Raw genomic sequence first — 24,980 nt, forward strand, 5'->3', positions numbered from 1 at the left:
CAACCGATTCGGAATCGCCTTCTCACGTAGGATCAGCCCCAGGAGGAATGGATACGGTTCGTGAGAGACTACTGTCAGACGGTACGCCTGCTGGTCGCTTTGGTCGTCGGAGACGCGCTCGGAGTAGAATAGCTCGACCCGTGAGAGGGATGCCAGCGCTGTCTCCGGATCGAATGTGCTCTCCGAAATAACTAGTAGCGATTCGATCCAGTCGCCTTCGGCAGCGTAAAAGGCGTTTTCGAACTCGATACGCCGGGTTTCCGGGAGCTGTGACGCGAGCAGGTCAGCAACCCCGGACCGCTTCGTCTCAAATTCGATGCGAAGAATATTGAATCACCTTAGCTCGCCGCTATCGGTCTCGTTCTCACGATACGCAATAAACCTATTCAAGTATTATTATATATTCAACACGACTCTCGCGGTAATCGAGCAACCAACTGACGTGAACAGCGCCGCTATAACATGCCCCGACCTATGCCGATAATTCCGGCTCAAGAGTCCGTTACGCCGGACTAAAGGCGCGAGCGAAGGTCCTCGACGACCGCCTCAGTTCCCGCATCACCGCCAAGGTCTGGAGTCCGTGGCGCGGACTGGTCAGATATCTGCCCAATGACGGCACTCCAAAGTGCATCTGCGGCGGCCTCCTCTCCGACATCCTCGAGCAGCATCGACCACGAAAGGACGGACGCCAGCGGATTCGCGACGCCCTCACCGACGATGTCGGGTGCACTCCCGTGGACGGGCTCGAACATTGACGGATACTCCTCACCCGGGTGGATATTCCCGGATGGTGCGAGGCCCATACTTCCAGTAATTTGGGCGCCGATGTCGGTCAAGACGTCTCCGAAAAGGTTCGAAGCGACGAGGACGTCGAACTCGTGAGGTCGCCGAATCAAGTCCATCGAGGCCGCATCAACCAGCAATCGCTCGACAGTGACGCCGGGATACTCCTCGCTCACCTCCTCGACGATGTCGTCCCAGAACACCATACTGTGGGCCTGTGCGTTGGATTTGGTGACGCTCGTCAGGTGTCCCTCACGTTCGGCCGCGGCCTGGAAGGCCGCGCGCACGATGCGTTCTGTTCCCTGCCGAGTGAAAAGCGCCGACTGAACGGCCGTCTCGTGTCCGAGACCGCGGTGTTCACGGCCGCCGATATCAGCGTATTCACCCTCCGTGTTCTCGCGGTAGACTACGAAGTCAATGTCGCCGGCCCCGTACCCCTTGAGTGGACTCTCGATACCCTCGAAGAGGACGTTCGGCCGCTTGCAGACGTACTGGTCGAACCCTTTCCGAATCGGGAGCAGGAGCCCGTGGAGCGTCACGTGGTCAGGGACCTCCGGGTGGCCAACAGCGCCCAAGAAAATCGAATCAGCGTCGGCCAGCTCGGCGAGTCCGTCCTCCGGCATCATCTCCCCATGCTCGAGGTAGTACTCGGTTCCCCAGTCACGCCGGGTGAAATCGAATTCGAACCCGTAGTCGTCGGCCACGTCCTGGAAGAGCGGGAGGGCCACGTCGAGGACTTCTGGGCCGATGCCGTCGCCGGGAATCAGTTCGATGTCATACGTCGTTGTTGTTTGGTCTTCAGTCATTGTGGTCGGATGATCGCTGTCGATCGGTCGTACGGTGCGATTCTCCCGAGCTGTAGCAACCGCTGAATACCGATATCACCTGCTGACAGTGGACACGGTCCTCTATCAACGACATTAGACCATGTCCCGATTGTGGGAGCCGGATATCGCCTGAGTCCGTATATGGAACAGGGAGCGTTCTCATCGGCGGAGTTGTGCTCTCCGCCATTAGTCGATCACCCACAGAATCACCGTGATCACCGTCGCGATGCAGAGAATCACCGCCAAGACGCCGAACGCTACCCGGAATCCACGCACATCAGAGAGGTATCCTACCGCCGCGGGGCCGACAGCGCCTGCGGCAACTAACAGCGTCCGGACGACTCCGAGCGACCCCTTCGCGATACTCTCCGGTAACACAGTGACGAGGTACGCGCCGCGTACGGGCCGATATCCGTGAGCGCCGACGCCGAGCACAATCACCGTCGCCCCGAGCCCGATTGCCCCCGCGGTCCCCGACAGCACAACGAGGGCGACGAGTCCCGCCGTCGCCGCGGTGAGCGTACCCACAACGAGCGGCAAAACGCCGACACGGTCGCTCGCTTCCCCGGTAACCAGCTGGACTAGACTGACCGCGAACAGACCGCTGAACAACAGATTAGCGGTTACCGACGGGAGATTCCCTGCGCCCATGAGATACAGCGGGAGGAACGCCACGAGGCCGTTGTACACGAACGAGAACAGAATCGTGACGACGACGAACGCCGAGAACTTCGGCTGGCGGAACAAGTCGACGTACTCTCGAAGCTGGGGCGACCCGTCACGCTCCGTGGCGGCGGGCTCTCGCTCGAGGTGGCGAGGCACGCGGACGAGGAACGCGAGAGCGACCGCCAGCGCTGCGAGACCCCCCACCAGAAACAGTGTCCGCCACGGCGCTCCGAACACTCCCGGCAAGGAGGTCGCGGCCACGACTGCAGCAGGTGCTGCGACGCCGGCGAGACTACCGACCGTGTCGAAGACGCCCAGCGACCGCCCGGTTTCAGTGGGGTAAATCCGAGACAGCAACTCGATCGCGACGGTCTTGTACGTCCCTGTGCCGGCACCGACGAGCAACATCGCACCAGCCAACACCGCGAACGGCGCATCCACCACCAGCGAAAGCGCCCCGATTCCCGTTACAACGCCACCGACCGTAATGACGCCTACTGACCCCGACCGGTCAGCGATATACCCGGATGGGAACTGCATCGCGGCGTACACGAGCATGAGTCCCGTGAACGCTAGTCCAAGGTCAGTCCGTGTAACGTCGTATATCGTCTCGAACTGCCCGAACAGCGGCGGGAATGCGTACCGCAGGAATTTGCCGAGGAACCACACGAGCGCGGTCAGCGCCAGCGCGTCGTAGCGACGGAAGCGGGACAGCGAACCGAGACGTCCCGTTGTGATGTCATCGGCCGTCATAGCACGAGTGGATGGTTCCGTCGACCGGTGGTCAAGACGCAGCGCTGTCCGCCGTTCGCGTTCGACCTTCGCCGATAGTCAGGTGCGACTTGCATCGATGGGCTACTCACGAGTCCGGACGAGCGCGTCCACAGCCACGGGCCCATGCTCGGTGACGACGACGGGGTTGAGGTCCAGCTCCGCGACAGTGTCGACACCAGCTGCTAACTCACCGATACGGATGAGGAAGTCAACGATAGCATCGACGGAGAGCGCGTCTCCCTCACGGCGGTTCCGGAGGAGCGACGCCAGCGCGGTCTCCTCGACCGCTGCTCTGGCATCAGCTCGTGAGAATGGCGGGACGAGTGTGGCACTCTCATCGAGCGCTTCCACGAGAACGCCACCAGGGCCGACGGAGACGAGCGACCCGAAGACTTCGTCGGGCGCGATACCCGTAATCGCCTCAACACCGTCGTCGACCACCGGCTGGACAAGCACACCCTCGATATCGTCCTCGTCGATGGCTGCAAGTGCAGCATCCATCACGTCTTCGTAGGCAGCACGGACGGCTTCGGCTGAGTCTATGCCGAGTTCTACGGCGCCGACATCGGTACGGTGAGGGAGCGCTGGCGAGTCAATTTTGAGGACGACTGGAAATCCAATGTCCTCAGCCGCTGCGACGGCCTCCTGGACATCGGTCGCCAGACGGGTCTCGACTACTGGAATGTCGTAGACGTTCAGCAAGCGTTCGGATTCCTGCCACGTGAGTACTTGGCCACGTGGCAGGTCGACGTTGGTTGCGTTCTTGCGCGCGTCGGCAACGAGGTCGGTTCGTGACGGCTGGTTGGTCAAGCGGGTTTGTGCAGTGACGAAGTCGCCCGTCGACGCGAGAGCGTCCAAGCACCGGCTAGGATCTTCGTAAACGGGGAGGGACTCTCGCAGGCGTGCGTACGGCGGTGTCGCCGTCGGATCATCGGATTCCTTGCGTCCAGTCCAAAGCACGTACACGGGGTCGTCAGCTTCTGAGGCGATAGTTGCTAGATCATCGGCGATGGTCTCGGCACGCTCGTCGACGCCGGGCAGCCCGATGGCGAAGACGTAGGCGTCGAACGCGTCGTCGTCAAGCACGGCATCGGCAATCTCAGGGAGAACGTGAGCGCCGTAGCCACGAATATCAGCGGGGTTGTTGAACCCGCCGTACGTCAGCAGCTCCTCGATGTTCAGGAGCTGCTGTTCAGTTTCGCCATCGATATCCGGAAGGGAGAGGTCCCGTTCGGCGGCCATATCGGCCAACAGGCTGGCAAGCCCACCACTAGTTGAGGCGATACAGACCCGGTCCCGATCGGGATTCCCGTACGCAGTGTGGGCGCTTGCGCGCGCCAGCAGGTCTGGGATGTCGGGGACACGTTCAACTCCCGCCTGATTGAATGCAGCTGTCCAAGCGTCGTCATCGCCGGTGAGCGAACCGGTGTGACTCAATGTCGCTGCTTCGGCTAGTTCGGAGGAGCCGATTTTCACCGTGAGAACCGGCGTCCCGTTACGAACGGCGTTTTCGGCGACCCGCAAGAATCGTTCGGGGTCATCGATTCCTTCGATATACGTGCAGACGACGTCGACATCGTCTAGCTCAGCGAGATAGGCGACGTAGTCGGCAGCCGTGAGGTCGACCTCGTTGCCGGTCGAGACGATATGGCTGAAGTGGACGTCACTATCGGCTGCGCGCTCGAAGAACGTCGTAAACGCCAGCGCGCCGGATTGGCTCACGAGACCAATCCCGCCAGGTTGTGGTTCCCGCGAACAGGTTGCTGTCAGCGTCGCGCCCTCACTGGCCATGACACCGATACAGTTCGGCCCGACGACCTGAATCCCGGCTTCGGTCGCTGTGGCGGCTAGCTGTGCTTCGAGGTCGGTGCCTGTGTCGTCAGCTTCAGCGAACCCCGCGGTGAGAACCAGGGCGACGGGGACGCCCCGCTCTCCCGCAGACTTGACGACATCGACGACGTGTTCTCGTGGGACGCTGACAACTGCCAGATCAACTGTCTCGGGGATGTCTGAGATGTGGTCATAACATTGCCGGTCCCAGACTTCGTCTCGTCCGGGGTTGACCGGATAGAGCGTCCCGTCGAACCCGTACTCAAGCAGGTTCTCCACGAGGTTCCCGGAGTAGAATGAGTCAGGGCTTGCGCCGACGACCGCAACCGACTCGGGGTCGAACAGCGGATCCAGCTCAGGAGCCGACACCGACTCAGTAGACGAATTCCCCTCATCATCCGCTTCGTCGCTCAACATACAATCGGGTTCCCCTCTTGAGGGCAATATCATACTCCCGAACAGGGACAATCACATTCATTCTTTATATACGGGGGAATGTCTGGCGTTGCACTCAGTCGAGCCAAGCAATTCGGAGAAAACCTGGGATAGCGTAGGGAAGTCGGATTCAGAAACTCGCGAGAGCACCGGAGACAAGTCGACCTCGTTGGGGGCGGGCGTGAACGCGTCGTTGATGTCGTCGACTTGATCGGGGTGAATCGCCAGTTTCCCATCGGATCCGAACTCGATGACTCCGTCTGTTCTCGGAGCCCATCAGTGTCGTCAATATCTGTGCTATCGGCACCCGAATGTCTTTGACAGCTTGGTTGAATGCGAACGTATGGACGACGGAACCGAACAGAAGCGGTCGACAGCCGCGCTGTTCGACGAACAAGCCGCGGCCTATCTGGATAGTCGTGTCCACCGAGCCGGAGACGACCTCGACCAGCTGGTCGAGTGGGTCGGTGCCGCTGATCGCGCACTAGACGTCGCCACAGGCGCAGGCCACACGGCTGGCGCACTTGTTGAAGGCGGTGCTACTCAGGTTGTTGCGACTGATGCCGCACCGACGATGGTCGCCACGGCGACGCAAGCGTTTCCCGGCGTACGGGGTGTGATTTGTGATGCCGAACGATTGCCGTTCGTCACAAACTCGTTTGACGCGGTGACGTGCCGTATCGCTGCACACCATTTCCCCGAACCGACGGACTTCGTGGCGGAAGTTGCTCGCGTCCTCAAACCTGGTGGAACGCTTGCCTTCGAAGACAACGTCGCACCCGATGATGAGGCGCTCGACAACTTTCTCAACCGCGTCGAACGAATCCGTGACCCAACGCACGTCCGTTCGCATCGCGTAAGCGACTGGCTCCGTTGGTTCAAGGGTGCGGGTCTGACTGTCGAGACCTCACGTGTTGTCACGAAGACGCTCGATTACGACGAATGGGTCGCAAACGTTGACCTGTCCGCCGAGCGCCGCAAACGCCTCGAAGCAACCTTCGCCGATCGGCCCCCCGAAGCAACTGAGGCGTTTGAAATCACGGACGCAGAAGATGGTCTCGAGTCGTTCGCGAACCTCAAACTGTTGCTCCGCGCCACCCGATAACGACCACCGCTGTCATGGTGAGGTGGCCCGTCAGTCGTTTTCGATTGGACTGTCTCTCGGTTGAGTTTCGTCGCGCGATTCCTCATTTGGGTGGAAACACGCCGCTTCGTGGTTCTCCCCGACCCACGTGTCAAGCGTGGGTTCCTCGCTGTAACATTGGTCGGTGGACTTCGGACAGCGTGAGGCGAACCGACAGCCAGTCGTTCTCGTCGCGGGGCTGGCTGGCTGCCCCTCAAGCGTGACGCGGTCGCGGGTCCCGCGTGGATCCATCTCCGGGATTGCCGCGAGCAACGCCTCCGTATACGGGTGTTTCGGGCTGTTGAAGATGCGTTCCGTGTCGCCTCGCTCTACGAACTGACCGAGGTACATGATTGCCAAGCGATCGGCAATATAGGAGAGACTGGGCAGGTCGTGAGAGATGTACAGAACGCCAATCTCTTCTGTGTTAACTAACTCACGGAGCAGATTTAGCACATCTGCTTTCAGCGAGACGTCAAGCATCGAGGCGGGTTCGTCACAGATCAACAGATCAGGGTCAATAACCAGAGCTCGTGCAAGCGCCACCCGCTGGCGCTGGCCGCCGGAGAGTTCGTCCGGGTATGCGTCCAGATAATGCTCGGCTGGCGCCAAGCCGACGCGTTCGAGCGTTTCCTTGACGGCCTGCTCCCGCTCGTCGAGGCGGTATCCGTGGATTGTCAGTGGTTCCTTAACGAGTTGTTTGACCGTCATCCGGGGGTTCAGGGAGTCGTATGGATTCTGGAATATGACCTGAACTCGCTCGCGGAACGACTGGAGGTTCCCGTCCTGATAGTGGTCGTGGGAGTTGCCGTCGAATGTGAATGTGCCCGCGCTGGGCTCTTCGAGGAGCCCCAGTGTTTGTGCGAGCGTCGATTTCCCGCAGCCGGATTCACCGACGACGCCGAGGATTTCGCCGCGCGAGACGGAAAATGACACGTCATCGACGGCACGAACCCGTGTCCCCGTACTGTCGAAGACATCACGGAGGACATTCCCCTGACGCTCGTACGCGTCACGAAGCGTACTCGCAACTCTCGTAATCGAGGGTGACCCCCCTTCTAATGGGAGCCTGCCGAGGAGGGAGGTGTCGCTCTCGTACCATTTGCTCAATCCTTCGACCTCCAGGAGGACCTCGCGGTTGCTGGACCCTGCGTCGTGCTCGGGACTGCCCCACGTCGATGGATCGTCAGCCTGTTTTCTCATCCGGGTCGCGCGCTCAGTGTGGTGGCAGGCAACTCGCTGGTTCCGGTAGGGAAGTTTCTCCAGTTGCGGCTGCGTAGTCTCACACTCTTCGTCTGCAAAGGGACATCGTGAGTTGAACGCACACCCAGTGGGGGCTTCGTCCAGCATCGGCGGTTCGCCGGACATCGAGATGAGTTCGTTGCTATCGTCGTCCTGTGTGGGATAGGCCTGCTTTAGCCCCATTGTGTACGGATTCGATGGGTTGAGAAGGACGTTATCCACGTGGCCCTGTTCCATGACTTGCCCACCGTAGAGCACGGACATTTCGTCGCAGGCCTCGGCGATGACGCTCAGGTCGTGGGTGATCAGGAGAAGCGAGCTGTCCGTCTCCTCCTGAATCTGGAGGATGTTGTCGATGATCTGGTCCTGAACAACGACATCGAGTCCCGTCGTCGGCTCGTCGGCGATGATTAATTTCGGGTCGAGTGCGAGCGCCATCGCGATAACGACGCGTTGGCGCATCCCGCCAGAGAAGCGATGCGGGTACTCTTCGATTCGCTCGGGGTCCAGTCCGACGGTTTCGAAAAGCTCACGCGAGCGGCGCTGAGCGTGCTGATCGGACACGTCTCGGTGCGTCTGGATGGCTTGCCGGATCTGCGCGCCGACCGTCATCACGGGGTCAAGTGCGTCGATGGCCGTCTGGGGGATGAACGCGATTTCCTCCCACAGGAAGTCGCGGCGTTCCGCCGCGGTCATCGACCGCAGGTCTCGTCCCTCGAATTCGATTTCCCCGGATTCGATCACTGCACAGTCTGGTAACAGCCCTAGAATTGCCTTCGCAGTTGTCGATTTCCCTGAGGCTGATTCGCCCGACAGTGCGTAGTTAACGCCGTCCTCGATAGTGAATGAGACGCCGTTAACACTATGTCGTGGTCCTTCTTCGGTGTCGTATCGAACCACTAGGTCATTAACGTTAAGCAGCGTCATTTTTGGTCCCCGTTACCGGCGTGTAGCGTCGGAAAGTCTGCCAGAATTGATTGCCAGCGGCTGTTTTCCAACACCTCCGTGGAGACACACCCGCGTGAATTCATGCTATGTGTGACCAATCCACCTCGTAGTTATATATCCACGGTTCACTATATTCAATATATACCTGACATGATGGCGCTGAGGATGTCAAGTTCACCTTCGGTAAGTCGAATCGTGGTGAATGAGGTGAGGCACTGGCGAAGTTCGTATGCTGCCCAAAACGATCCTCTGAATTTATATTGGAATCTGGCTAAGATTCGGACAGGCGAATTGTCCTCCAAAAGAAGGTGCGAGAACGGCTCGATATTACAGCGAGAACAGCGCGAAACCCCACGGCGTTAGCCGTGGGATGAAGCGCGTAAGCTTTAGTTGACATCTCTTCTGGTAGTTTGGATGCCAAGTCCGAGGCAAATCCACCAAAGACGCTGTCTCACTCGGGAGCCATACCGGCTCAGCCCAGAATTCGACCAGGAAGCTCTCCCGTGGGGATGGCGGTCTGTGGCCAGCACAATCCGACACCGTCAGTTGCGGAAAAAGTCAAGAACGGCATATACAGGCCGTACAGGCTGACTACATCCGGGATTAACTCCGAGGCGGGTCACTCCTCTGCGCGGCGGTCTTCGATATCTTCGATAATGGCTTGTGCTCGTTCTTCTGCAGTTTTGGAGTGGTCGCTTGTCGGCTCTGTACTCTCATCTCGATCGAGGCTGGGGACTTCGTGTTCCCAGCCCTGCTTGGCGTAGGCGTCGTCAGGTGCTTTCTCAAAGATTCGAGCGGCTGAATCGAGCGACGCAAGTCGTTGTTTTAGTTCATCGGCTCGATGCGGATTGATATAATAGGTCGTTTCTGCTCGTTCGACGAGCCGATCCTCGAAGAGGCGAGCCATCGCTTTTGATGCGCTTGTCTCGCTGAGGTCTGTTCGTGCTGCGATTTCACTGGGCGTGAAGCCGTACTGGTGGTGTGCGACGAGGAAGCTGAGTGCTTCGTATTCGTTCGTATCCGGCTTCACCGGGTATGGGTCGTCATTTGTGAGGTCGTCGACGGGAACTACCATCTTTCCTACTATGTGTTACCAGCTGCCATTACGGTTTTCGGCGCGGGTATTGGACCGGATGGCTTTGTTGAAATCCTATTGGTTCAACCATTCCGCAGCTGAACCATCCCCTAAATGGATATGCGAATCTAATATACGGGTGAGCCCAGCCGTCGTCTCTACGGCAATTAGAAGACGTTGTCATAGCAGCATACGCGTTTCTCGATTCAATTCGATTCGTCCCACAATTCGTCTTCGACTGAAATCTCGAACTGTCCATCAGAGGAGACTATCGCTCCCGCTTACCCCCTCCCCGACTACCGCCATCGCCATCGCCCTCGTCGTCGACGTCGATGTCGTCGCTGTCGCCGCCGCCCCCGGACCCCAGTGCTTCCGCTGTTCTCGCTCCACCCAAACCCCATCGTCTCTCGAGACGCCGCCCCCTCTCGCCGCCCCGACTCTCGCTCGTTCTCCATCGCTGTTCGCCGCGATGTTGACTCCCCATCATGCCGAGTCCAGACCACTCCCCGAATCGCCGCCCCCGGCGCGACCGCATCAGTCCCCCGCCCATGCCGAGCCACGATGGACCCACCACCTCGCCACTCGCTCGCCAGCCACCCATCCTCGCTGTTCGGTCCTCGCCAGACGACTCCCGTAGCCCCACCCCTCGCCAGACGATCTCCCCCGCCGCTCCACTCACCAGACGTCGTCCACCGAAGCCGCCGGTTGCCTCCTCGCTCCTCGCTGTCTTCTCAACTCAGTCCCTCGCCAGTCGCCGCCGCCGAGCTCGTCCACGCCACACCTCGCCGTTGACGCCTCCTGTCCTCCCCGCCTCGCCGCGCCTCTGCCCCGCCTCCACCAGTGCGCTCCCCCAGGGTTCCCACCAATATCAACAATCTGGTAGTACCTCTATCGCCTACGCTCCCACTCCACCCCTCACCCTCGCCTCCAACTCGGCTCTGCCTGAATCATCCGCCACGCGACCACCAACTGGAACTTCAACTTTCCTGAACCCTAATTGTGTAATTTCGGCTGGTCGTACACGACAATAGTAGATGACACTATAGCCTCTGTAAAGCAATCTAAGGGCGTGTCTGAACGTACACGCTCGATTTCGGGGGTGGCGAATTAAACAGATTACCCCCTGAATTGTACCGCCGTCTGGTGATTACACAAACTAACAGGTAGAAAGCATAAATAAACATGGAAGCGCTAATTCGGTTGCCGTCTGGTGATTACACGGGGTTTTGAAGCCGGTTCAAGAGTTAAACACGGACACGCCGAATCCTACTGCCGTCCGGTGATTACGGTACTAAACATACATCCCCCGGAATCCGACCGCCGTCTGGTGATTAGGGTGCCGAGTCGATTCTGTGAGGGCGCTCTGAACAAGTAAATACAACCCCCGTGAAATTCTGGTGCCGTCCGGTACTTACGGGATTAAACACAGACACCCCGTAATCCCAACGCCGTCTGGTACTTACGTGATTTGCTGTCTGCGTCGCAGTTCTACTGTGGCAGTAAACACGCACCCCCCGGAATTCGACTGCCATCTGGCAATTACGGAAGTAAACATGAGACCCCCGAATCCGACCCCTGTCGTGTACTTAGAACCGAAAACCACCGGCTAAACTATATTGAATGTGGTAGGTATGGTGATAGCGGTGGGAGAACACCGCCGATGATCACGGGCGAGACGACCCAGAGATAGCGTGGGTTGAGCTCGGGTGACGACTGGTGAATACTTGCGTTCGGTATTGGGCGTCTCTGTGGATGATTCGTTGTTGGTGGTGTGCTGGTTGTGGGATTGGGGTGTCGTTGAGGTTTCTCACGTCCGTCGTCGTTGTAGAAACGTTACTGCGTTCGGCTTTCGTGCGTGTGGGCTCGTTGTGGGAGGGGTATACTGCCGAAGCTGGCGGTGTAGACGCTAGTTCAGATTTGGCGGGTTCGACCCCACTGCTCGCGACCAGTACACGCCACCCGTATCGTGTCGAATTCGGGGTGGTGGCTGCTGGAGGACGTGTTCGGCATTCTCCTGTGCGGGTTGCGCCGTGCATCGCTCCCGAAGTCGTGTGGAGAGCCATCGATTGTACTGGTGGCGTTCATTCGTCGTGGCTGTGGTGTCGTTGTGTCGTGCGCCTGGGCGTGGCGTGTGCTCGTTGTGGCGCTCGTAACGGATCGTGCCGGTAGGAGACTGCGCGAGTAGAGAACAGCGTGGGGAGTCGGATGGTGCGCTAGCGGTGGGCGGCACCGACTCGGGATGTCCTGGTGGCGGTTACTGGGCGGGCGCTGTAGTGTCGTCGCCGGTGTCGTCGCTGGTGTCGTCGACGGGTTCCTCGGTGGATGAGTCGATGGTTACGACTTCGCCCTCCTGTTCGAGATCAAGTCGGAAGCCGCCTTCGACGTGGTTGCCGCCGAGGTCGTCGTCCCACTCTGGCGTGTAGCGGATGGTTTCGTCGGGCATGATGTCGTTGTTCTTGAGGAAGCCTCGCGCCGAGATTGTGTGGGTCTTGCCGGAGCGGTAGGCGTAGACATCTCCCCGGTCGTAGTTTTGCTCAAGCGGGATAATTGCGATCTCGTTCCCACTGTCGTTGTACGCGAGAATGACGGCTTCGGTGTCTTCGAGGTACTGTTCAGCGACTGTTGAGTTCGGGGCAAGCCGGCCGTCTTCACGGAGCGTGATGAACTCACGACCGTGGAAGACGCCGAAGCCCTCGTCTGAGAGTGAATCAGAGATTTCGGCGATCGATGGAACCGTGTGACGTTGGCAAGCTCCTCAATGTTACAGACGAGCAGCGGCTTCCGACGAGTCATCATTTCCCAGCCGTTGGAGTACGTGATGCCGTGGTGCAGCATCCGCTTGTACTCGTTTTTGTTCTTGCCGAGGTATTTTCCGTCGACGGAGTAGAACTGCCCACTCATCTGGTTGAGTGAGTCCTGTAAATTTTCCGCGATTCGCTGGGACTGAGCCGCCGCACGCAGCGACACGTTGTACGTGTGACTCGGGTTCTTCAGGTCGATCTGCGCCATGCGACTCTGCCCAGCACGTTGGCCATCAACCTGCGAATCCATGATCGTGCCACCGACTTCCTCCGGCGTGTCTCCACGATGCCGCTCACGTTTTTCTTCATCAGACACCCCCAACACTCCATCTAGGGCACTTCGGATGACCATTCCGGCCATTGTGTGAACACCGCGCTTGAGGCGGCCTTTCTGTCGTTGTGCTTTCGGCGACCAGTCGGCACGTGGCTCGAACACGACCTGGAAGAGCACAGCGCCGTCAGCTTGGATGATCGTCTCAAGCAGGTTCGACAGCGGGGACCGCTCGGTAGTTTCGGTGTCGAAACGAGTGAGAACCGTCATCCAGTCCTTCCGACGTTCCTCGACACCCTCGTACCGAACCATGTACGGGACACCGTCGAAGACTTCCGTGATGTCGAACTAACTGTTTGAGCCACTCTCAAACGTTCGACCGACGCCATCCACGAATTATGGGATGACCCGAACTTAACCAACAAACTGAGTGGACTGTCCCAGATGTTGGTTAAACCCTTTCTGGGGGTGGCTAACGTCTCGGTTCTCCCCACTACTTACCAGTCTAGCGTCGCAACCGTCAATCGTCCCCAGATGGATCTCGGAGAATCGCTGCATCACGAATCAGATGAAAACCAAGATCTTCCACAGATGCAGTGTGACGCGTGCGAGTCAGCACTCCAGTCCCCAGAACGACATTCGCTGTCGTTTCTGCTTCTTGACCAGCTTACAGCTCCACTTATCGGCTGTGACGACCACCGACAGCAGTTCGCTTCGATCTGTGGATACACGACGGAGGCATCCGCTGAACTCCTCGACCACCGCCCTGCTGGCGGGGTGAGCTGTCCCAGCTGCGGTCTCGCAGCACATACGCCACAGCAGCCGCTTGTCCCGGTCGAAGGTGGCGCTGTCGCGATTCTCGCCTGTCCCGAGCATCAATCTGAAGTTATCAGTCGGTTCCACACCGGTCTCGACACACAGTACCAATTGACCGCCGAACTCGATGCAGCCGGCCCTCGTGACGTTCTGTAGCGCGTCTCACTCACGACGACGCTGATGGGTTGCCTATATCAACATCGGCTTTAGCAAGTCCCCTATCAGAAGAGCAACTCCCACGACTGCGCTACTCGTCGAAGGTCATTCCGTAGCCCCACTCTTCGAGGTGCTCCTCGACTTCGTCGAGATGGTCTAGTCCGGTCTTCATCAACGCCTCCCGGAGGTCAGTCAGGGAGACGTCGTCGTCGAAGCGGTCTTCGAGTTCTCGCTGGGCGTCACGCTCGCCGCTCTTGGTGTCGCTCTGCAGGAACAGCGGGACGCGCTCGCGGCCGTCTTGGACGCCGTCACGCCGGAACTTGTACGGAATCTGCATCGAGCGCTGCTGCCGAGACGACTCCGTGGTCCCGCCCGTCGCGCGCTCGCGCTCCTCGGTCCCCGACTCGGTCGTGGACGCCTCCGTCGCTGTCTCCTCTCCGCCTGCGCTCTCGTCGCTCGACGCAAAGGGGTCCTCGCCCGCGCCCTCTTTCATCCCCGTCATGCGGACAGCACCTCGTGGTCGAGGTCGCCGGGCTCGGGCGGGTTCGGCGCTTCCAGCCCGACCTGCTCTTCCAGGTGGCGGGCAATCCGGTCGAACTGGGCGAGCGTCTCGATTTCGTAGTCGCGCCGGCGGTCGCGGTGGTTCCGGACGTACTCGAACGCCGAACACTGTTGCATCCAGCAACCCTCCATCAGGGACGCCCGCTCGCCGATGACCTCGGGAATGGGGTAGTCGATTTCGTCGAGAATCGTGCGCTGGTCGCGCGTGTTCTTGAACCCGACCGGCACCGCGGCGAGGACGCCCACCTCGACGTCCAGTTGGTCCTCCAGCCCTGCGACCAGCGATTCGAGGCCTTCGACGGCGGCTCGTCCCTTCGCGCTCGGTTCGACGGGGATGACGAGCGAGCGCGTGGCGTGAATCGCGTTGTAGAGGTGTGGCCCTTCGGTCGCGGGCGGGTCACAGATGAGGACGTCGTACTCGTCGGGCACGCCGGCGTCTTGGAGGACGCGCAGCAGCTGCGCGTGCATCCCGAAGGCTTCTCCCATCGCTTCGGCTTGGTCTTTCTCGCGTTGGAGGTATTCGGCGAGGTCCGAGAGCATGTTGTGCTCCGGGATGATGTCGACGCCTTCGACAGTCCGTACGAGGTCGTCGAAGTCGCCGCTGGGGCGCCGAATCATGTGTCGGACGATGTTGTCCACGGACTCGGTGCGGTCCGTGTCGACGCCGAAGAGTCGGGAGAGGTCGCCGTCTTGCGGGTCGAGTGGGACGACGAGCGGTTTCAGGCCCGCTCGTGCGTGCGCGACCGCGAGGTTCGCGGCTGTCGTCGTCTTCCCGACCCCGCCGGCCTCGCTGTACGTCGAGTACGCTAACATACTCACTTCATGGACACCACTCATCTTGAAAGTTCTGTGTGTTCATTCATTGTTGAACGGGAACGAACTCTCTAGTGAACATAATCAATGAATGTATGCCCTGAACGCAACTAATGAACACAGTCAATGAAAGCCACTACTGAATACCAGTAATGAATGTCATTACTAGATGGCTGTATTGGGTGTCAACACTAGACTCTAGTCGCGAACGCAAACGATGAACCGCAGAAACCAGTCTACCGGACTTCCGGTTCGCTGACCGGCTCCGCGAACGCGACCGACTCCTTGACGTCCGTAATCTCGACCTCGGCGCGGTCGCCGGGCTGGGTGCCTGGAACGATGACGATGAATCCGCGCTCGACTTTCGCGATGCCGTCGCCTTGGTCGCCGAGCGTGTCGATGGTCACCGTTCGCACCTCGCCCTCCTCGACCGGTGGCTCCTGCACCTGCCCCCGCCCGGTCGACGATTCCTCAGACGGCTGCTCGCTCCGCGACGCTGCTGCGCCCCCCGACTCAGCGCCCACCTGCGAACGCAGAAGCGCGACCCGATAGACATCGCCGACTTCCAGCGAACTGTCCGTCACCACTTCCTTCGGCACCGAAACCACGTACTGGTCATCATGTTCCTCCAGCGTCGTCTCGTAGAGCGTCCGCAATGAATCAGGAATCTCAGTCATCACCCATAATTCACCACCCAGCACTAAAGACAATGGGAATTACTGCGCCCGCCGCTCAGTAGTTCCCGTTGATGACGTTTGCGACGCGCTGGCGGTCAAACAGCTGTTCGTCCTCGGGAATTTCGGGGTATGGCCCCTCCGTGTAGGTCGGCCACTCGCCGAACTGCTCGGGGTACAGTTGTTTGGCGGTCATCTCGATCTGGAAGAGGTTCAGAATCGGGCCCTGGTAGCGGGCGCCCTGCGCGTAGATGCGGTCGTTCTCCACGGCACCGAGCTTCTGCCCGACCTCGCTCTCGCGGAACCCCGACCGAATCGCCTCGATGTCCGTCGAGGGGTGCATCCCGCCGAGCGCGAGAATCACGTCGGGGTCGGCTTCCGCCAGCGCCTCCATGTCTACCGTCGTCGAGGACTCGACGCCGGGGCCGAACGCGCTCTTGGGCTCCAGCGGCCGCGTGTGCGCGGTCAGGAACCCAGGGTCGTCGAGCCGGTAGGCGTAGATGCTCTGCAGGTCGCTGGCGCCGACCATCACCGCTGCCGGGCGCTCGTCCTCGGGCGGAAGGTTCGACTCGACGGTGTCCAGCAGGTCGCTGCGCACCGCCGCCAGCGCCTCGTAGCGGTCCTCCGCCTGGAACACCTTCGCGACCCGCTCGAACATCTCCCAGAGGCCGTAGTACTCGTAGCTGTCCGCCCACTCCGAGGGCGGCTGGGCGTGCGTGTCGCTGAACTGGTTCCCGAACCACGGCCCGATGCGCTCCCGGACCTCCTCGATGTCGTCCATGTTCCAGTCCGAGAGGGCGAACACGCTCGCCGGGTCCGCGAGGTGGACGTCGCTGTCCAGCTCGTAGAGCGTCTCCATGCTCGGGTTCCACGACGAGTACAGGCCCGTCCAGTCCAGCGAGACGCCCTCCAAGCGGGGCGTGAACTGGTTCCAGAGCGCGTCGTAGTAGTCCGGCGCGTGCATCGCGTTCACGTCGTCGCCGCGCCCGAGCGCGAACGCCATCCCCGCGAGGTGGGTGAGCCGCGTGAAGATACTCTCGGGCACCTCGTCGAACTCGACGTCGCCCATCGGCGCCATGCTCACCGTGTACGACCCGCTTGTGGTCGTGTTCGCGGATTCGCCGGCCGACGTGCCGGTCGTGGTATTCGCGGCGGTCGAACTGTCGTCGTCGCTCCCGCCGAGGCAGCCGGCGAGCAGGCCGCCGCCGAGGAGCGCGCTGCCGCCCTTAAGGTAGTCTCTGCGCGTACGAATCCCGTGTCGAATCTGGTTGTCGTTGCTCATTGTCAGAAGTCTCCGTTGATGATGTCTGCGACCGCTTGCCGGTCGAATAGCTGCTTTGACACCGAGAATGCCGGATACGATGTGCCGGCGGAGTCCGGCCATGTGCCGAACTGCTCGGGATACACCTGCTTTGCAGCCATCTCCAACTGGAAGAGGTTGGCAATCGGGCCGCCGTACCGGATTGCCATCGGATAGACTCGGCCACTCTCGACGGCGGTGATTTGTTGGGCGACGCGGTCCGATTCGAGGTGGGATTTGATTTCGTCGAAGTTGCGTTCCGGGCCCAGGGCGTGCGTGGCGAGAATGACGTCGGGGTCCGCTTCGACGAGCGCTTCGAGGTCGACCTGTGTGTACCCCTCTACGTCGGCGAACGCGTCTTCGACACCGAGCGGGCGGAGATGCGCCTGCTCGAAGCCTGGGTCGTTGAGATTGAACGGGTAGATGCTGAGAGCCCCATCGGAGATCCCCATCTGCACTCGGGCGACTCGTGGCCGCTCAGATTCCGCGGGGCGATTCGATTCGAGTTCGGACACAATCTCCGAGTGAATCGCTGCTAATGCCTGGTACCGGTCTTCGCGCTGGAACACGGCTGCGACCTTCTCGAAGATTTCCCAGAGCGTGTAGTACTCGTAGTTCTTGGCCCACGCCTCCGGCGGTTCTCCGTGGCGGTCGCTGTATGCGTTTCCGAACCACGGTGAGATGTTCGTTTGGACTTCCTCGACGTCGGCAGCATCCCAGCTGTCCATGACGGTCATGTACGCCGGGTCCGCGAGGTGGACGTCGCTGTCCAGTTCGTAGAGCGTCTCCTTGTCGATGTTCCACGAATTGATGAGGTCCGTCCACTCGACCGGGACGCCGTCGAGCCGGTCGAGGAACATGTTGTAGAGCCCGCCGAAGAGTTCGGGTGCGTACATCGCGTTGATTGCATCGCCGTATCCGAGGGCGAGCGCCATGTCGGCGTGATGAACGAGGACGGTGAACGCGCTCTCCGGCGGCGAGTCGAACTCCACGGTCCCGACTGGCGACATCGTCACCGAGTAGCTCTCGCTCCCCGACGACGTGGTCTCTGTCGCGGTTTCGGTGTCGTCCGCGGCCGTCTGTGTCGACGGTGACTCTGAGTCTGTTTGTCCGGTACAGCCGGCGAGCAGGCCGCCACCGACGAGTGAGCCACCGAATTTCAGGTAGTCACGCCGGGTCGGCGCCTCGTATCGAGTGGTGTCATCGTCCATTGTCAGAAATCTCCGTTGATGATGTCTGCGACGCGCTGGCGGTCGAATAGCTGTTCGTCCTCGGGGATTTCGGGGTAGGGACCTTCCGTGTACGTCGGCCACTCGCCGAACTGCTCGGGGTAGAGCTGTTTGGCGGCCATCTCCGTCTGGAAAAGGTTCATTATCGGTCCCTGATTGCGGCCGCCCTGCGTGTAGATGCGACCATTCTCGACGGCGGACACGGAAGCCGTCGTGGAGTCGTCGCTCAGGCGGTCGCGGGTCTTCGTGACGTGGCGGTACTCGGACATCCCCGCGAGACAGAGGATGACGTCGGGGTCGGCTTCGACGAGCGCCTCGTAGTCGACCGACGATTCGGTCGCCACACCGGCGAAGGCGTCCGTCGCGCCGAGCGGCCGAGTGTGAGCGGTCAGGAATCCTGGCTCGTTCAGCGCGTACACGTACATGCTGTCCTGGCTCTGGTTCAGGATAATCATCGCCGCCGTCGGGCGCTCGTCCTCCGGCGGGAGGTTGGACTCGATGGTCGAGAGCAGTTCCGCGTGGACGGACTGGAGGGCCTCGTAGCGCTCCTCGGCCTGGAAGACCGCCGCGACCTTCTGGAAAATCTCCCAGAGCGTGTAGTACTCGTAGTTGTCCGCCCACGCCTCCGACGGTTGCTTGTTCGCGTTGCTGAACGTGTTCCCGAACCACGGCGCGACATTCTCGGTGATTTCGTCGATGTCGTCGCGGGTCCAGCCCCCCATCGTCGTCATGTACGCAGGGTCGTCGAGGTGGAGGTCGCTGTCGAGTTCGTACAGCAACTCCTTGCTCGGGTTCCACGAACCAGAGAGATCCGCCCAGTCGACGGAGACGCCGGGGAGCCGTTCGAGGAACTTGTTCCAGAGAGTGTCGTTGTACCCAGGGTTGTACAGCATCGACGAGACGGCGTCGCCGTGGCCGGCGGCCGTCGCCATGTCCGCGTGGTGCGGGAGAATCGTCATGACGCTCTCCGGCGGCTCCTCGAACTCCACGGTGCCGGCCGGCGACATCGTCACCGAGTACGACTGATTGTCCGTGCTGGTCTCCGTCGCGGTGTTCTGGACCGTCGTCTGGTCGGTCGTTTCCGGGCTCTCGCTGTCACTCCCACCGAGACAGCCCGCGAGCAGGCCGCCACCGAGGAGCGCGCCGCCGCCCTTGAGGTAGTCTCTGCGCGTTGGAGTCTCGACTCTATCCGAGTCGCTCATTCGAAATCACCGTTGACGATGTCCGCGACTGCTTGGCGGTCGAAGAGTTCGGTGTCAGAGGTCACGTCTCCGAACTCGTCGGGATAGAGCTGTTGGGCTGCTCGTTCGGTGAGGAAGAGGTTGTGAATCGGGCCTTGCCGGAGATAGCCGCCACGATATACACGCCCGTTCTGCACTGCAGTCAGCCGGCTACCGACGGTGTGGTTCCGCATGAACTCCAGAACGGTGTCGCGGAACTCACTGGCTGACTTCCGTTCGTGGCCACGGATGAGGATGACGTCTGGGTCGACTTCCAGTAGCGTCTCGTAGTCGTATTCGCCGCGGTTGGTCGTACTGAGGTTCTGGATGTCGGTACCCGCGAGGGCGTCGGTGACGCCGAGGTCGCGCCACTGTTTCTTGCTGGTCCCCTGGTCGTTGAGCCGGTACGGCGAGAACGACGTCGGCTCGTCGGTCCCCTCGAACGTCAACAGAACGTTCGGACGCTCTTCTGTCGGTGGAAGCCGGCTCTGAATGCCTGCGATGTAGTCGTCGTGGAACTGCTTGAACGCTTCGTAGCGCTCTCGCTGTTGGAACACGTCTGCGACCTTCTCGAAGGCCTGATACAGCGTGTAATACCGGTAGTCGTGCCACTGATCCGACCGCCGGAAAATTAGGTTCCCGATGAACGGGGCGACGTTATCCGTGATCTCTTGGATGTCGGACTGCGACCAGTCAAACCAGTTGATAAGCATCTGAGGATCATAGAGGTGGACGTCGCTGTCCAGTTCGTAGAACTGTTCTTTCGTCCGGACCTCCGGATTCTGTTCGATCGTTGCCTGGTCGACATCGACGCCCGGGAGTTCGTCGTAGACGTACGTGTAATAGCGGTCCCCGCCACCGATCCCTGCCAGTCCATCGGCTTGTCCGAGCGCGACACCCATGTCGGCGTATCCACCACTGTACGGCACCCACTGTTCGGGGACGGCGTCGAACTGGACCTCGCCGACTGGTGCCATCGTTACTGTGTATGATTCAGGTTCCGTCGTCGGATTGCTGGTCGTCTCGTTCGTCTCTGACGTGGTAGCCGTTGAGTCGCTGCTGCCTGTGCAGCCAGCAAGCAGACTGCCACCGACGAGTGCGCCGCCGCCCTTGACGATGTCTCTCCGCGTCGGTATCTCGTGTGTGTGGTCGTCCTGCGCCATAGTTTTAGGCTAGCCTAAAAATACATAACTGTTACTATCCATGTTGGTTCCTTTCAAGAACCACGATTCCGGGACCGGACGCACGATCGGCGCCGATGTTCGCTACTCGTCGTCGTGGAGCGGGCTCTCCATCGATACCGTCGGCCCGTGCGTGCCCGCCTCGACTGTCGCTTCGATACGGAACACGTCCGCTAGCAGCTCCTCGGTCACGACCTCCTGGGGCGCACCGCGCGCCTGAATCTCACCGTCCCGGAGCGCAATTACGTGGTCGGCGTAGCGGGCGGCCTGCTCGATGTCGTGGAGCACGAGTACGACCGTGATGTCGCTCTCGTCGTGAAGTTTCTCGACGATCTCTAGGACCTCCAGCTGGTGATGTGGGTCGAGGAACGTCGTCGGCTCGTCCAGCAACAGGATGTCCGTCTCCTGGGCGAGAATCATTGCGATCCACGCCAGCTGCTTCTGGCCGCCGCTCAAGCTTCCGAGCTCCCGCGTTCGGAGGTGGCCGATGCCCGCCAGCTCCATCGCGCGATTCACGGCCGCCTGGTCCTCTCGAGTGACCTGCTCGAAGAACCCGCGGTGGGGGTGGCGGCCGTGGTAGATGAGGTCCTCGACGGTCAGGCTGTTCGGGGAGGCGCTCTCCTGAGAGAGCAACCCTAGCTTCTTCGCCATCTCCTTGGGCGCCAGCGAGTGGATGTCGATCCCGTCGACGAGCACGGAGCCGGCCTCGGCATCGAGCTGCCGGGCGAGCGTCTTCAGCAGAGTGGACTTCCCGCTACCGTTCGGGCCAATAAGTGCGGTTACCGACCCCGGCTCGACCTTGATCGTCTCACCGTCGATGACCGGTGTCTCCGTCCCCGGATAGCCGATGACGAGGTTCTTTCCCGTGAGCTCGCCCGCACCGCGGTCGCCCGCGAGCAAGTCGCCGGCGTCGTCTTCCGCGGCCACCTGTTCACTGTCTGTCGACGTCGACATGAGATTCGTGTTCTCGAACATCAGATCTCACCTAGCTCCTGTTTCTTCCGCATCAGGTAGAGGAAGTACGGGCCGCCGACCAGTCCAGTTACGATTCCGACCGGTAGCTGACCGCCATTCGTTCCCGTCACCACCATCATCCCGAGGCGCGCGCCGACGTCGGCACCGACCATTAGGGCGGGGCCGGCGAATAGGCAGCCGACGACGAGCTTCTTGTAGTTGGTTCCGACGATGTTCCGTACCAAGTGCGGGACGATGAGCCCGACGAAGCTCACGATGCCTGCGACCGCGATGCTCGCGGCCGCCGCCAGCACCGCAATGCTTGACAGCGCGAACCGCACGCGCTCGACCGAGACGCCAAGGGACTTCGCGGTCTGTTCGCCGAGCAATAGGACGTTCATCTGCCGCGAGCTAAGTGCCGCAAGAAACATCGAGATGATTGTCCATGGCAGCGCCATACGGACCTGCGCCCAGCCGACGCCGGTCAGCGAGCCAGTCGTCCACTGAATCGCCGTCTGGACGACGCCGAGGTCGTCCGCGAAAAAGAACATCGCCGTCTGCAGCGACTGGAACACCGTCGAGACGATAACGCCTGCCAACACGAGCCGGACCGGACTTGTGCCGTTCTTCCACGCGATGAGGTACACGATAAGGAACGCTGCCATGCCGCCGAGCGCGGCAACTAGCGGGAGTACCGTTGAAAGACTACTGAACACTACCAGCGACAGCAGAATCATTAGTCCAGCACCCGAGGAGACACCGAGAATAAACGGACTCGCCAGCTCGTTGCGCGTGACCGCTTGGAAGATTGCCCCCGAGACAGCGAGGTTCATCCCGACGAAGACCGCAACGACCACACGCGGCAGCCGGATGTTCCAGACGATGAGCGTCCCAGTCGCTAGCTCCGGAAGCTCTCCTTGGAACCCGGTGACCGTACGCATTAGCTCCTCCCCGAGGAAGAACTGGAGTAGCCACCGTGCGTCAAATAACACGTCGGTATCGATGACGGCCTGCCATGCTTGACTGACCGGCATCGTGTAGGAGCCGAAACTAATCTGTACCAGTCCGGCGAGGACGACGATGCCGACGCTGGCGAGACAGAGTGTAATCAGTGATGGGTCCTGGACCCACGCTAGCCGTCCTTCTTCGGCCCGTCGTGACTTGAACTCCTCCGCCGCCGCTGATGGATCAGTGTTGCTCATGAGTCCCCCGTGTCATCGACGCGGTCGAGATACGCCCGGATCCGGTCCGTGTCCAGCGATTCCAGAATCGCGTCATGTGCCTGCTGTTTCCGCTGGTCGATCTCGTCGTCGGTGACGTACGCGTCGAGGCGATCGTCGATCTCCTGCTCCCGGAGCTCGTCCAGCTTGTCCTCCGAGAGCCCGTGATCGTCGGGTAGGTTGTTCTGGAAGTATTCGCGCCAGCGCTCCCGATCCCCCCACTCGTCGTCGCGCGCTCGTTCTCGGCGAAGCCAGTCGATGCGCTCGGCAATCTCGTCCCAGTACCCCTCCTCGCGCCGTGCATCCCCAACGACGTGCCGGCCCACAAGCGCACCGTGTCCCGCGGCCAAAATCGCCTGCTCGCTCACCTTCTCGACGGGTGAGGCGACGTACAGCCCTTCGATTGGTGTGCGGCCGTCGCGGTCGGCGTACGTCCGGTCGAAGTGCTCGTGCTCCTCGCCGCCGTGGGAGTGAGTCACGAACATCTCGTCGGCGTCGTCCAGCGGCTTCAGGTACTCGCTCCCGTAGCGAGTCGCCGCGACGACCCGGGCCGCGTGGACGGTACGGTCTTCCTGCGTCTCGACGACGAAGCCGCCGTCGGTCGCCCGCGTCACCGACTCGACGAGGTCCGCGACGACGTCGCATCCCGCAGTCTTGGCGTGGTCGTGTGCGAGGTCGTAGAACGTCTCGATGTCGATGCCCGCGGGGAACCCGAGGTAGTTCTCCAGGTGCGCGCACTGTCGGAGAGACGACCGCCCGCGGTCGAAGATGACCGTGTCGAGACCCTCGCGGGCGGTGAACACGCCGGTCGAGCAGCCCGCCGGCCCGCCGCCGACGATGACGACGTCGTACTCGCGTGTGGAAGCCGCATCGGTGGATTCGTCGGCGCTCATTCGTCGAACTCCCCGTTGACGATGTTCGCGACGCGCTGGCGGTCGAACAGCTGTTCGCCGCCGAACGCCTCCGGGTACAGTCCCTGCGCCGCCCGCTCCAGTTGGAACAGGTGGATGATGGGGCCCTGGTAGGTGAGCCCGCCGTAGATGACGCGGTCGTTCTGGACGGCCGACAGCTGGCTGACGGCGTCGTGGCTCTGGAGGTGCGAGCGGATGTTCTCCTCGAAGTACGACTCCGAGATTTCGCCCTGCAGTCTGATTGCGAGCGCGTCCGGGTCGATTTCCAGCAGGGTCTCGAAGTCGATGGTGCCGCCGCCGGCCTGCGCGTCCGTGACGCCGTGCTCGGCGAGCGCGTCGCCGACGCCGAGGTCGTTCCAGTGCTTGGACTGGGTGCCGCCGCCGACGAGGTACGGGTAGAACGACTCCGGCGGGACTTCCGCTGGGTAGAGCAAGGCGATGTCTGGCGTCTCCTCCGGCAGGCGTTCTTCGACGGTCGCCAAGACGTCCTCGTGGAGCCGCTGGAAGGCTTCGAAGCGCTCGCGCTCCTGGAAGACCGCCGCGAGCTTCTCGAAGGCCTCGTACAGCGAGTAGTAGGGGTAGTCGTCGTGCCAGTCGTACGCCCGCGAGAAGATGGTGTTCCCGAAGAACGGCGCGACGCTGTCGCTGATTTCCTCGACGTCGCCCTCGCTCCACTGGAGGCGGTTGACCATGAAGTTCGGGTCGGTGACGTGGACGTCGGCGTCGAGTTCGTAGTAAATCTCTTTCCCGGTGCCGTTCTCCCAGAGCTCCGTGAGGTCGTCCTTGTTCACCGAGACGCCGGGGAGGTTGTCGTAGAGGTGGGTGCCGTACCGGGCTTTGACGCCGATGGCGGCCATGTCGTCGCCGTGGCCGAGGGCGACGCCCATGTCGGCGTAGTCGGCGGTGTAGGGAACCCACGTCTCCGGGACTGACTCGAACTCGACGGTGCCGACGGGCTCCATCGTGACGGTGTACGAGCCGTCGGCCGTCGGTTGACTGGTGCCGGCCGTGTCCGTGTCGGTCGCCCCGTCGGTGGCGGTGGGTGATGCCGTGTCGTCGCTGGTGCAGCCGGCGAGCAGCCCGCCCGTGAGCATCGCTCCGCCGTACTTCACCACGTCGCGCCGCGTTGGGGAATCCTGCTTCATGAGTTTTAGGCTCGCCTAATCACGT

At 61.1% G+C, this 24,980-nt stretch carries 19 protein-coding genes; 1 reads left to right on the forward strand and 18 read right to left on the reverse strand.

The genetic code is table 11. The annotated features are described in order from the left end of the window. Positions 1–512: 512 nt before the first annotated feature. From HHUB_RS14425 to HHUB_RS14435, 3 genes are all read right to left on the reverse strand, one after another. Positions 513–1,589 (reverse strand): isocitrate/isopropylmalate dehydrogenase family protein, encoded by a 1,077-nt coding sequence (locus tag HHUB_RS14425; protein WP_059058736.1) that lies wholly within the window; start codon positions 1,587–1,589, stop codon positions 513–515. 207 nt (positions 1,590–1,796) lie between these two features. After that, positions 1,797–3,029 carry an MFS transporter gene (locus HHUB_RS14430; protein WP_059058738.1) on the reverse strand — a complete coding sequence of 411 codons (1,233 nt, stop codon included), beginning with the start codon at positions 3,027–3,029 and terminating at the stop codon, positions 1,797–1,799. A gap of 102 nt (positions 3,030–3,131) precedes the next feature. Then, on the reverse strand, positions 3,132–5,297 hold the full coding sequence (locus HHUB_RS14435) for an acetate--CoA ligase family protein (protein ID WP_059058740.1): 2,166 nt from the start codon (positions 5,295–5,297) through the stop codon (positions 3,132–3,134). 361 nt (positions 5,298–5,658) lie between these two features. Between HHUB_RS14435 and HHUB_RS14440 the strand changes: the two genes are divergently transcribed. After that, the gene (locus HHUB_RS14440) at positions 5,659–6,420 is read left to right on the forward strand and encodes a class I SAM-dependent methyltransferase (RefSeq protein ID WP_059058741.1); all 762 of its coding nucleotides are present in this window, start codon (positions 5,659–5,661) and stop codon (positions 6,418–6,420) included. A 30-nt stretch (positions 6,421–6,450) separates the two neighbouring features. On the opposite strand, the gene HHUB_RS14445 is transcribed toward HHUB_RS14440, so the two are convergent. The 15 genes from HHUB_RS14445 to HHUB_RS14510 all read right to left on the reverse strand — a co-directional run bounded on the left by HHUB_RS14445 (position 6,451) and on the right by HHUB_RS14510 (position 24,955). Further along, on the reverse strand, positions 6,451–8,607 hold the full coding sequence (locus HHUB_RS14445) for a dipeptide ABC transporter ATP-binding protein (RefSeq protein WP_059058743.1): 2,157 nt from the start codon (positions 8,605–8,607) through the stop codon (positions 6,451–6,453). A 640-nt stretch (positions 8,608–9,247) separates the two neighbouring features. Continuing rightward, positions 9,248–9,703, reverse strand: a complete 456-nt coding sequence (locus tag HHUB_RS16220; RefSeq protein ID WP_082687285.1) for a MarR family transcriptional regulator — start codon at positions 9,701–9,703, stop codon at positions 9,248–9,250. Between the two features lie 2,254 nt (positions 9,704–11,957). Beyond that, positions 11,958–12,146: a hypothetical protein gene (locus HHUB_RS16835; protein WP_059058745.1), complete on the reverse strand. Its 189-nt coding sequence runs from the start codon at positions 12,144–12,146 to the stop codon at positions 11,958–11,960. 1,241 nt (positions 12,147–13,387) lie between these two features. Beyond that, positions 13,388–13,651, reverse strand: a complete 264-nt coding sequence (locus HHUB_RS17595; protein ID WP_059058747.1) for a hypothetical protein — start codon at positions 13,649–13,651, stop codon at positions 13,388–13,390. A gap of 187 nt (positions 13,652–13,838) precedes the next feature. Continuing rightward, on the reverse strand, positions 13,839–14,249 hold the full coding sequence (locus HHUB_RS14460; RefSeq protein WP_059058750.1) for a hypothetical protein: 411 nt from the start codon (positions 14,247–14,249) through the stop codon (positions 13,839–13,841). After that, on the reverse strand, positions 14,246–15,121 hold the full coding sequence (locus tag HHUB_RS14465; protein ID WP_059058751.1) for a ParA family protein: 876 nt from the start codon (positions 15,119–15,121) through the stop codon (positions 14,246–14,248). The genes HHUB_RS14460 and HHUB_RS14465 overlap by 4 nt, the downstream gene beginning before the upstream one ends. Positions 15,122–15,357: 236 nt before the next feature. Beyond that, the gene (locus tag HHUB_RS14470) at positions 15,358–15,798 is read right to left on the reverse strand and encodes a TRAM domain-containing protein (RefSeq protein ID WP_059058753.1); all 441 of its coding nucleotides are present in this window, start codon (positions 15,796–15,798) and stop codon (positions 15,358–15,360) included. Positions 15,799–15,853: 55 nt separating this feature from the next. Then, the gene (locus tag HHUB_RS14475) at positions 15,854–17,077 is read right to left on the reverse strand and encodes an ABC transporter substrate-binding protein (protein ID WP_059058758.1); all 1,224 of its coding nucleotides are present in this window, start codon (positions 17,075–17,077) and stop codon (positions 15,854–15,856) included. A gap of 2 nt (positions 17,078–17,079) precedes the next feature. Beyond that, positions 17,080–18,306 carry an ABC transporter substrate-binding protein gene (locus HHUB_RS14480; RefSeq protein WP_059058759.1) on the reverse strand — a complete coding sequence of 409 codons (1,227 nt, stop codon included), beginning with the start codon at positions 18,304–18,306 and terminating at the stop codon, positions 17,080–17,082. A gap of 2 nt (positions 18,307–18,308) precedes the next feature. Continuing rightward, on the reverse strand, positions 18,309–19,526 hold the full coding sequence (locus HHUB_RS14485) for an ABC transporter substrate-binding protein (RefSeq protein ID WP_179204603.1): 1,218 nt from the start codon (positions 19,524–19,526) through the stop codon (positions 18,309–18,311). Continuing rightward, positions 19,523–20,707, reverse strand: coding sequence for an ABC transporter substrate-binding protein (locus HHUB_RS14490; protein WP_059058760.1), 1,185 nt, complete (start codon positions 20,705–20,707; stop codon positions 19,523–19,525). Before HHUB_RS14490 ends, HHUB_RS14485 begins: the two co-directional genes overlap by 4 nt. A 102-nt stretch (positions 20,708–20,809) precedes the next feature. Continuing rightward, on the reverse strand, positions 20,810–21,700 hold the full coding sequence (locus HHUB_RS14495; protein ID WP_238324087.1) for an ABC transporter ATP-binding protein: 891 nt from the start codon (positions 21,698–21,700) through the stop codon (positions 20,810–20,812). Further along, positions 21,700–22,881: a FecCD family ABC transporter permease gene (locus tag HHUB_RS14500; RefSeq protein WP_059058761.1), complete on the reverse strand. Its 1,182-nt coding sequence runs from the start codon at positions 22,879–22,881 to the stop codon at positions 21,700–21,702. Before HHUB_RS14500 ends, HHUB_RS14495 begins: the two co-directional genes overlap by 1 nt. Then, positions 22,878–23,792 carry an NAD(P)/FAD-dependent oxidoreductase gene (locus HHUB_RS14505; protein WP_059058762.1) on the reverse strand — a complete coding sequence of 305 codons (915 nt, stop codon included), beginning with the start codon at positions 23,790–23,792 and terminating at the stop codon, positions 22,878–22,880. The genes HHUB_RS14500 and HHUB_RS14505 overlap by 4 nt, the downstream gene beginning before the upstream one ends. Beyond that, positions 23,789–24,955, reverse strand: a complete 1,167-nt coding sequence (locus tag HHUB_RS14510; RefSeq protein WP_059058764.1) for an ABC transporter substrate-binding protein — start codon at positions 24,953–24,955, stop codon at positions 23,789–23,791. The genes HHUB_RS14505 and HHUB_RS14510 overlap by 4 nt, the downstream gene beginning before the upstream one ends. Positions 24,956–24,980 lie beyond the last annotated feature (25 nt).

It is taken from the genome of Halobacterium hubeiense (assembly GCF_001488575.1).
In the GTDB taxonomy this organism is placed as follows: Archaea; Halobacteriota; Halobacteria; order Halobacteriales; family Halobacteriaceae; genus Halobacterium; species Halobacterium hubeiense.

Coding starts and splice junctions, on each gene's coding strand:
- HHUB_RS14445 (WP_059058743.1), bottom strand. CDS start 8,607: ATGACGCTGCTTAACGTTAATGACCTAGTGGTTCGATACGACACCGAA.
- HHUB_RS16835 (WP_059058745.1), bottom strand. CDS start 12,146: ATGCCCGACGAAACCATCCGCTACACGCCAGAGTGGGACGACGACCTC.
- HHUB_RS14470 (WP_059058753.1), bottom strand. CDS start 15,798: ATGACTGAGATTCCTGATTCATTGCGGACGCTCTACGAGACGACGCTG.
- HHUB_RS14495 (WP_238324087.1), bottom strand. CDS start 21,700: ATGTTCGAGAACACGAATCTCATGTCGACGTCGACAGACAGTGAACAG.
- HHUB_RS14490 (WP_059058760.1), bottom strand. CDS start 20,707: ATGGCGCAGGACGACCACACACACGAGATACCGACGCGGAGAGACATC.
- HHUB_RS14510 (WP_059058764.1), bottom strand. CDS start 24,955: ATGAAGCAGGATTCCCCAACGCGGCGCGACGTGGTGAAGTACGGCGGA.
- HHUB_RS14500 (WP_059058761.1), bottom strand. CDS start 22,881: ATGAGCAACACTGATCCATCAGCGGCGGCGGAGGAGTTCAAGTCACGA.
- HHUB_RS17595 (WP_059058747.1), bottom strand. CDS start 13,651: ATGCTCGGGACAGGCGAGAATCGCGACAGCGCCACCTTCGACCGGGAC.
- HHUB_RS14485 (WP_179204603.1), bottom strand. CDS start 19,526: ATGAGCGACTCGGATAGAGTCGAGACTCCAACGCGCAGAGACTACCTC.
- HHUB_RS16220 (WP_082687285.1), bottom strand. CDS start 9,703: ATGGTAGTTCCCGTCGACGACCTCACAAATGACGACCCATACCCGGTG.
- HHUB_RS14505 (WP_059058762.1), bottom strand. CDS start 23,792: ATGAGCGCCGACGAATCCACCGATGCGGCTTCCACACGCGAGTACGAC.
- HHUB_RS14465 (WP_059058751.1), bottom strand. CDS start 15,121: ATGTTAGCGTACTCGACGTACAGCGAGGCCGGCGGGGTCGGGAAGACG.
- HHUB_RS14425 (WP_059058736.1), bottom strand. CDS start 1,589: ATGACTGAAGACCAAACAACAACGACGTATGACATCGAACTGATTCCC.
- HHUB_RS14460 (WP_059058750.1), bottom strand. CDS start 14,249: ATGACGGGGATGAAAGAGGGCGCGGGCGAGGACCCCTTTGCGTCGAGC.
- HHUB_RS14475 (WP_059058758.1), bottom strand. CDS start 17,077: ATGAGCAACGACAACCAGATTCGACACGGGATTCGTACGCGCAGAGAC.
- HHUB_RS14435 (WP_059058740.1), bottom strand. CDS start 5,297: ATGTTGAGCGACGAAGCGGATGATGAGGGGAATTCGTCTACTGAGTCG.
- HHUB_RS14440 (WP_059058741.1), top strand. CDS start 5,659: ATGGACGACGGAACCGAACAGAAGCGGTCGACAGCCGCGCTGTTCGAC.
- HHUB_RS14480 (WP_059058759.1), bottom strand. CDS start 18,306: ATGGACGATGACACCACTCGATACGAGGCGCCGACCCGGCGTGACTAC.
- HHUB_RS14430 (WP_059058738.1), bottom strand. CDS start 3,029: ATGACGGCCGATGACATCACAACGGGACGTCTCGGTTCGCTGTCCCGC.